Source organism: Allocoleopsis sp., assembly GCF_036703385.1.
Classification (GTDB): domain Bacteria; phylum Cyanobacteriota; class Cyanobacteriia; order Cyanobacteriales; family Coleofasciculaceae; genus Allocoleopsis.
The window spans coordinates 1-7277 of sequence record NZ_DATNPA010000348.1 but is presented as its reverse complement, the minus strand read 5'-3'; the positions used below and the strand labels follow the sequence as shown (position 1 = coordinate 7277).

Annotated in this window: 8 protein-coding genes; all 8 read left to right on the top strand. The window is 44.1% G+C overall.

Annotation, left to right across the window (positions count from 1 at the left end; genetic code table 11):
* The coding region (cas10d, locus tag V6C93_RS17305; protein WP_333477916.1) for a type I-D CRISPR-associated protein Cas10d/Csc3 at positions 1-1502 on the top strand (1502 nt) is incomplete at its 5' end.
* Between the two features lie 21 nt (positions 1503-1523).
* Positions 1524-2132 (top strand): hypothetical protein, encoded by a 609-nt coding sequence (locus V6C93_RS17300; protein ID WP_333477915.1) that lies wholly within the window; start codon positions 1524-1526, stop codon positions 2130-2132.
* A gap of 37 nt (positions 2133-2169) precedes the next feature.
* The gene (gene cas7d, locus V6C93_RS17295) at positions 2170-3162 is read left to right on the top strand and encodes a type I-D CRISPR-associated protein Cas7/Csc2 (RefSeq protein ID WP_333477914.1); all 993 of its coding nucleotides are present in this window, start codon (positions 2170-2172) and stop codon (positions 3160-3162) included.
* Positions 3163-3167: 5 nt separating this feature from the next.
* The gene (gene cas5d / locus V6C93_RS17290) at positions 3168-3878 is read left to right on the top strand and encodes a type I-D CRISPR-associated protein Cas5/Csc1 (protein WP_333477913.1); all 711 of its coding nucleotides are present in this window, start codon (positions 3168-3170) and stop codon (positions 3876-3878) included.
* Positions 3879-3881: 3 nt separating this feature from the next.
* Positions 3882-4715 (top strand): CRISPR-associated endoribonuclease Cas6, encoded by an 834-nt coding sequence (cas6, locus tag V6C93_RS17285; RefSeq protein ID WP_333477912.1) that lies wholly within the window; start codon positions 3882-3884, stop codon positions 4713-4715.
* Between the two features lie 171 nt (positions 4716-4886).
* Positions 4887-5477 (top strand): CRISPR-associated protein Cas4, encoded by a 591-nt coding sequence (gene cas4 / locus V6C93_RS17280; protein ID WP_333477911.1) that lies wholly within the window; start codon positions 4887-4889, stop codon positions 5475-5477.
* 128 nt (positions 5478-5605) lie between these two features.
* The gene (gene cas1d / locus V6C93_RS17275; RefSeq protein ID WP_333477910.1) at positions 5606-6607 is read left to right on the top strand and encodes a type I-D CRISPR-associated endonuclease Cas1d; all 1002 of its coding nucleotides are present in this window, start codon (positions 5606-5608) and stop codon (positions 6605-6607) included.
* Between the two features lie 3 nt (positions 6608-6610).
* Positions 6611-6883 carry a CRISPR-associated endonuclease Cas2 gene (gene cas2 / locus V6C93_RS17270; protein WP_333477909.1) on the top strand — a complete coding sequence of 91 codons (273 nt, stop codon included), beginning with the start codon at positions 6611-6613 and terminating at the stop codon, positions 6881-6883.
* Positions 6884-7277 lie beyond the last annotated feature (394 nt).

Below are 7277 nucleotides of genomic sequence, written 5' to 3'. Positions count from 1 at the left end.
CTTGGGTAATGCCGAGTTGGTTGGCGTTTGCATTCCCGATGATTTTGGATGTCAAAACGGTTGTTTCAGAGTCTCCAATTCCACCCTTTAATGATGGTGCTGAGTTTGAGGAGAGTGTTTTTCTCGATAGTGCGCCTCATGCGTTTCGAGCGTTGGTAAGGCGCGATCGCTTCCGTCTCGACTATATCCTAGAAGGCTGGACTGAGAACGGCATTCAATACCCTGCTCCCTTAAATGTCTTAACGGCGGCTTATGCCATTCATTTAGATGTTAATGCTCGACAAGGCAAGTCTGGCTATGATGCTAGCTGGGGCAGATTTACTGAACTTGCAAAGGATTTTGAAACCAGTCCTCTCTATGTTTTCAGTTACCTAAATCGTTGGGTTCGTAGCCAAAGCAGTGAAACGGCCCCTATTAAGAAAATTCAGCTCTATGCCTATCACTTTTACCCTTGCTTTGACCCTTATGTTGAATTTGAGTCTGACTTGGAGCAATTAATTGTGAAAGATGAGGAAAAATCAAGCTTGAATCATCCCCAGAAGCTAACTAAGCTATATCGCAAATTCTACAGAGCGAATAAGCGCTATAATCCTAAAGCCAATGCTGTTCTAAAACCAATCGATGTTGCCGCAAACACGATTCTCAAAGCTGAATCAAGCATTCTTCAAGGTAATGAGTTAGTGGCAGTGGTTGCTGCTGAAGCTTTCAAGCTGATGGATCGGGTTCATGCTTCTACTGCTGAAGGACGCTGGATCATGAGCAAGCGAGAAGAGGAAAGGCAAGCGGTTCTAGATTTTGCTCAGTATTTTGTGGTGGAAGTATTTGAGAAATCATTTGCAGGCGATCGCGCTCGTTTAGCAGGTGTTCAACTAAATCTAATCCGAGATACTTGTGAGTTCCTTTATCGCCTAGAAGATGAAAAAGAAGATCGAGCTAAAGATGAGCAAATCACAGGTGACTCAGTTGGATTGCATACCGACTCACAGCAATGGTTTACGAAGTACGGAGAAGAGACAAAACCAAATCATGTCAAAACATTAACTGAGCTATACCGCAAATTTTACCGAGCAAATAAGCGATATAACCCCAAATCTAATGCTGTCTTGAAACCGATCGATATTGCTGCCGATACAATCCTCAAAGCTGAATTAAGCGTTTTTCAAGGTGAAACATTGGTAGCGGCTGTTGCGGCTGAGGTGTTTAAGCTGATGGATCGGGTTCATGCTTCTACTGCTGAAGGACGCTGGATGATGAGCAAACGCGAGGAAGAGAGGCAAGCTGTTTTAGATTTTGCTCGGTATTTTGTGGTGGAGGTATTTGAGAAATCATTTGCAGGCGATCGCGCACGTCTAGCAGGGCGTCAATTAAACCTAATTCGAGATACTTGTGAGTTCTTGTATCGGCTTGAAGATGACAAAGAAAGTCGCGATAGGGCAAGCACAGCTGCACAAATTGAAGACGGCAAAGATAGTGATGCAGATGAAAAGGAATCGAGAACTTAGAAAGCAAGGGATGTAAGCAATATGCGTGTTTTAGATCCGAATCAGTCTTATACATTCAGTAAAATCTTTGAATTAAGGATTCTTGCCGATGATTTAGCCAATGAATTTGGATATAGCCTGACTCGTAAGCGTTTAAATCTGCCTCGATATCAGCATAAATTAGAGCATTTGGAAGACCTCAAAGCTCGCATTGAAGCAGTGCTTCCTTACGTTGATTTGGCCAGCGAAACCTCTCGACGGGAAGTTTTGATTTCACAAGTACTTTTGCAGTTAGTTCAATACACTAAAGCTCAATTAAGGATTGAGTATCCCATCAAAATCAATCAGCATTTGCAAGGTTACTTAGATTACCTTTTGAGAAGTCAAACTGAGCTGCTAGTTATTGAAGCAAAGCGCGAAGATTTAGACTACGGTTTTACACAACTTGTAGCAGAAATGATCGCTCTCGATCAGTGGGATAGAACTCCTGAACAATCAGTTCTGCTCGGTGCAGTAACTACTGGTACTGTTTGGCAATTCGGTCGTTTACACCGAGAAACCAAGGAAATTGAGCAAGGGTTAGATCTCTATATTGTCCCTGATAATCTAGACTCTATCATGCAAATTCTTGTTCAAGTTCTTGTAGCATAGTTTTTTGCTCAAACACGCATATTTAGGAGAATTAATCATGGCATTGCTCAAATCAGTTAATCAAAAATTGTTTCATACTGAAATTCCCTACAAGCCAATGGGAAAATATGCTCATTTTCTGACTATTCGCATTACCGAATCTTACCCTCTGTTTCAAACAGATGGAGAACTAAACAAAGCACGAGTCAGAGCAGGAATTAAAGAAAAAAACGCAATTAGCCGTCTTTCTATGTTCAAGCGCAAGCAGTCTACGCCAGAGCGCTTGGTTGGTCGAGAACTACTCCGCAACTATGGATTAATGACAGCCGAAGAGTGCGAGTACAACGTCGATTTTGCCATGAATAATCCTGACTGCATTATTTATGGATTTGCTATTGGAGATTCGGGTTCTGAAAAATCAAAGGTTGTTGTAGACACGGCTTTCTCTATCAGTGCTTTTGATGAATCCCACGAAACCTTTACTCTCAATGCACCCTATGAAAACGGTACGATGAGCCGTAAAGGAGAAGTTACTAGCCGGATTAATCAGCAAGACCACATTAAACCTCAGATTTTCTTCCCTAGTATTGTGACACTCAAAGACCCAACTGAGGCTAGCTTTCTTTATGTTTTTAACAACATCATCAGAACGCGACACTATGGCGCTCAAACAACTCGTACTGGTCGAGTTCGTAATGAGTTAATTGGTGTTGTATTTGCGGATGGAGAAATCACCAGTAACCTACGCTGGACTCAGGCAATTTACGATCAGATGAAAGCTACTAATACCTTACAATCTCCTGACCCATTGAATGAGGATGATGTGATAGAAGCAGCAAAAAGCACAATTGAAGCGTTGATGTCGGAAGAATTCATTGTCCACACGGACTTTATTGGCGATACCTTCACACCTTTGCTTAATGAAGTCAAGACACTAACAGGAAGTGAAGCGGGTATCACAGAGATTTTGCAGCAGGCTGATCAAGAGGCAAAAAACTACTTTGCCAAGTATATTGAAAAGTCTAAGAAAGCTGCGGCGAAAGCGGCGTAACGACAATGGCAATTATTTACCGCTGCAACCTGGAATTACACGATAGCCTCTATTTCGCTACTCGTGAGATAGGCAGACTCTACGAAACTGAACCCGTACTGCACAACTACGCACTCTGCTACTCGCTGGGGTTAGTAGATAGCGATCGCTATTCCACAACTGTTCCTGAAGAGCATTCCTACCGCTACTTTTGCCCAGAACAAGTTCCTAAGTATGAGGAACATCTGGTACCCCTCAATCAACAAGGAATTTATGTAACACCAGCACGATCGCTCTGTCACGCCGCCATTCTCAACACTTGGAAGTATGCAGATAACCGCTACCATGTTGAGCTGGAAAAAACACAGAAGAACATCCCCAGCTTCGGGAGAGCAAAAGAAATAGCACCAGAAAGCTGCTTTGAGTTCTTTGTCATCTCCCAAAAGCCTCTGAAGTTACCAAGATGGATTCGTTTGGGGAAGTGGGCGAGTAAGGCTGAGATAGCGATCGCAGAAACTCAGGAAGTCACACCATCAACCACTGAGTCACCCTTTATCTTCCCTCACCCCCTCAATCCCTTAGATGTCATGTTCTCGTATCAGGTACTCAGTTACGACACTATCAATATGCCGCCAGTTAGCCTAATTCGTAATATTAGGCTGCGGGGGGGACAATTCTACCGCTTTAATCAACTTCAAATTCCAGCTCGAATGCAGTATTGTTTTCGGGGTGCATGAGCAATGCCACACAGCCTAGTTCTCAATCTCGTTCCCACCTCGCCGATTTATCCCCAATTCCTGACGGGACGCCATCTCCATGCACTCTTTTTTAGCCTGGTGAGTCACGTCGATCGTGAACTAGGGAATCGCCTCCACAATGAAAAAACCGAAAAAGCCTTCACCCTTAGTCCTTTACAGGTAGTTAGGAGTCAGACGTCAGGAGTCAGACGTCAGGAGAATATTCTGCAATGGGAACACACCAAACCCATCCCCGCAGGTACCCCCTGTTGGTGGCGCATTTCCCTACTCGATGACACCCTATTTGGTTCCTTAACCCAACTCTGGCTCAACCTCAATCCCGAACAACCCTGGCATCTTGGCTCTGCTGATTTGCATATTACCAGCATTCTCGGCACTCCCCAATCCACTCAACCTTGGGCAAATGCCTACAGTTATGCCCAATTGTACGAGCAGGCGTCACACACTGAGCGCATTCTCACCTTCAGCATTACCACACCCACGGCTTTTCGTCAAGGTCAATACGATACCGCCCTCCCTACCAGAGACTGTATATTCAATAGTCTCCTGAATCGGTGGCATAAATATAGTGGTATTGAGTTATCAGATTTTGCGCTCGAATCTATCTTCCCCAGTTTTTTCAACATCCGTACCGAAATAGCCACTGACTCCCGCAGCAAATTCATCGGATGTGTGGGGGAAATTAGCTATCGATTGATGGGAGATATACAACCCTTGCAAATTAAGCAAATCAACACCCTTGCGGATTTTGCGCTTTATTGTGGGGTTGGGAGAAAGACGCCGATGGGGATGGGGATGGTAAGGCGGTTGTATTAGCCTCCCCTTTTGTCTGAAGTTGGGACACTGACAGGATAAGCCTCTGTGCTTAATTCCCATAAACGGAGTTATCGGAAGTTTAAATCTCAACTTATTTAACCTCCCTTTGTCGGAGAGGTTAACCACCCCCTATTGTCCATATCCGAATCCTGCTATCTACTCCTGAAAATTATGAATGATACGGACTATATTCCTATTGCCGCCCTCAATCAGTATGCTTATTGTCCCCATCGCTGTTGGCGGATGTTTTGTGCCGCAGAGTTTATCGATAATCAGTACACCATTGAAGGTACCAGCTTGCACGATCGCGTCCATACTACAGGTGAGGGACATCGAGAGGAAACCTGGCAAATTCGGGCGATTTGGCTGAAATCTGAACGTTACCAACTCATCGGGAAATCGGACTTAATTGAATCAGAGTCAGGACAACTCTATCCTGTGGAATACAAACGGGGGCGCAAGGGTGAGTGGGATAACGATGAGTTGCAAGTTTGTGCTCAAGCGTTGTGTTTGGAGGAAATGACGGGACAAATTATTCCTCAAGGCTTTATCTATTACGCCCATTCTCACCAACGCCAACTCGTCGAGATTTCAGACGCCCTCCGAGAGGATGCGATCGCAACTATTCAATCTATCACGACTCTCTTCCAAACAGGCATCATACCCCCTGCTATTTATAGCAAACGCTGCAAAGGATGCAGTCTCTATTCTCAATGCTTGCCCCAACTGGCAGAAAAAGTCCGACGCTATCAAGAATGTTGACGTTTTGCATCATTTGTGTAGGGGCGGGTTTAGGGAAAATTTGTTGGTACAAACAGATAACTGAATTGCCAAAACCCGCCCTTACACATTGATTGGACAAGATATGAATTCAATTTTGGAGTTTAAGAATGGGAAGTCTGTACATTATTCAAGACGATGCCTTTATCGGTAAAATCGATGAACGGCTGAATGTAAAAGTTAAAAATCAGACGCTACAAGATGTACCGCTGATTAAATTAGAAGGGATTGTTGTATTGGGACGAGCAACAATTTCTCCAGCTGCGATCGCAGAACTTCTAGAACGCAAAATTCCGTTGACATTTCTCACGGAAACCGGGAAGTATTTAGGTAAACTTGAGCCGGAATTAACAAAAAATATTTTTGTGCGTTCAGCACAATGGAAAGCAGCGGGAGAGTCACCCCAAGCCCTTCATGTCGTTCGGGGGTTTATCCGAGGTAAATTGAAAAATTATCGGACGATGTTAACTCGAAGTCAACGGCAGTATTCTGAACTCAATCTCCAAGCCTCGATCGCAACTCTTGAAAACGTTATCCCCTCTCTCGATAAAACTCACACAATCAACTCATTGCGTGGTTTAGAAGGTGCAGGAAGTGCGGCTTATTTTAGGGTATTCCAGCAACTGATTCGCACGGAAGGCTTCAGCTTTAAAGTCAGGCACCGTCCTGCTACCGATCCAGTCAATTCGTTATTGAATTTTGGTTATACACTGCTTCGCCACGATATCCAAAGTGCTGTCAATATTGTTGGGTTTGACCCTTATTTAGGGTATCTTCATTACCAGCACTACGGGCGTCCAGGTTTAGCACTGGATTTAATGGAAGAATTCCGCCCATTAGTGGTTGACGCTATGGTGCTCAGTGCCATCAATCTCCGCATTCTGACCCTTGATGACTTTACTACAGAACCGTTGAGTAATGTTGTGCGGCTGTCTCAAGAGGGGCGTCGAAAATTTTTAACACTGTACCAAAAGAAGAAACAATCTCAGTTCAAGCATCCGGTACTGGGACGCAAATGCACATATCAGGAAGCGTTTGAGTTTCAGGCGCGACTGTTGGCGAAGTATCTGATGGGCGAAACCGATAAGTATCCACCCTTAGTGTTGTACTAATTTATGTACGTTGTTGTCTCTTACGATATCCCGGAAGATAAGCGCCGTACTAAAATTCACAAAATTCTTAAGTCTTATGGGCAGTGGATGCAGTACAGTGTATTTGAGTGCAGCTTGACGGAGACTCAGTATGCCAAGTTGCGATCGCGCCTGAGTCAGTTGATTAAACCAGACGAAGACAGTATCCGCTTTTACTTCCTCTGTGCTTGCTGCCAGGGTAAAGTGGAACGGATTGGCGGTGAACAACCACGAGACGATTCGATTTTCTTCGCTTAATCCGAGAACCTGTAGGTGTTTTTTTGGATGAGTTAATTTTTGGGGCTGTATCCCTTGCCTGATATGGTTTTAAGGATATTGCCCCCTTAAATAGGTTCTCGGATATCGTGAAAGGCTTATCAACGCTGGATTTGCTCAAATTTGAACTCAGGATGTCTTGACTCATCCTCTCGTGAAAATGCTATATTCATAGAGGTTCTCGAAACTGAACATTAAAAATTAAATACAACAAGGGCTTCAGACACAAGCGGTTGAAATCGACTAAAATCCCTATCAGGGATTGAAACGCTAATTACCGCAGGGCCGGTGATGTCGATAAGGTTGAAATCGACTAAAATCCCTATCAGGGATTGAAACGGTGCGGCTTCTGTAGGGGCAAATTATGGCATGGGGT

Coding starts and splice junctions, on each gene's coding strand:
- V6C93_RS17300 (WP_333477915.1), top strand. CDS start 1,524: ATGCGTGTTTTAGATCCGAATCAGTCTTATACATTCAGTAAAATCTTT.
- cas7d (WP_333477914.1), top strand. CDS start 2,170: ATGGCATTGCTCAAATCAGTTAATCAAAAATTGTTTCATACTGAAATT.
- cas5d (WP_333477913.1), top strand. CDS start 3,168: ATGGCAATTATTTACCGCTGCAACCTGGAATTACACGATAGCCTCTAT.
- cas6 (WP_333477912.1), top strand. CDS start 3,882: ATGCCACACAGCCTAGTTCTCAATCTCGTTCCCACCTCGCCGATTTAT.
- cas4 (WP_333477911.1), top strand. CDS start 4,887: ATGAATGATACGGACTATATTCCTATTGCCGCCCTCAATCAGTATGCT.
- cas1d (WP_333477910.1), top strand. CDS start 5,606: ATGGGAAGTCTGTACATTATTCAAGACGATGCCTTTATCGGTAAAATC.
- cas2 (WP_333477909.1), top strand. CDS start 6,611: ATGTACGTTGTTGTCTCTTACGATATCCCGGAAGATAAGCGCCGTACT.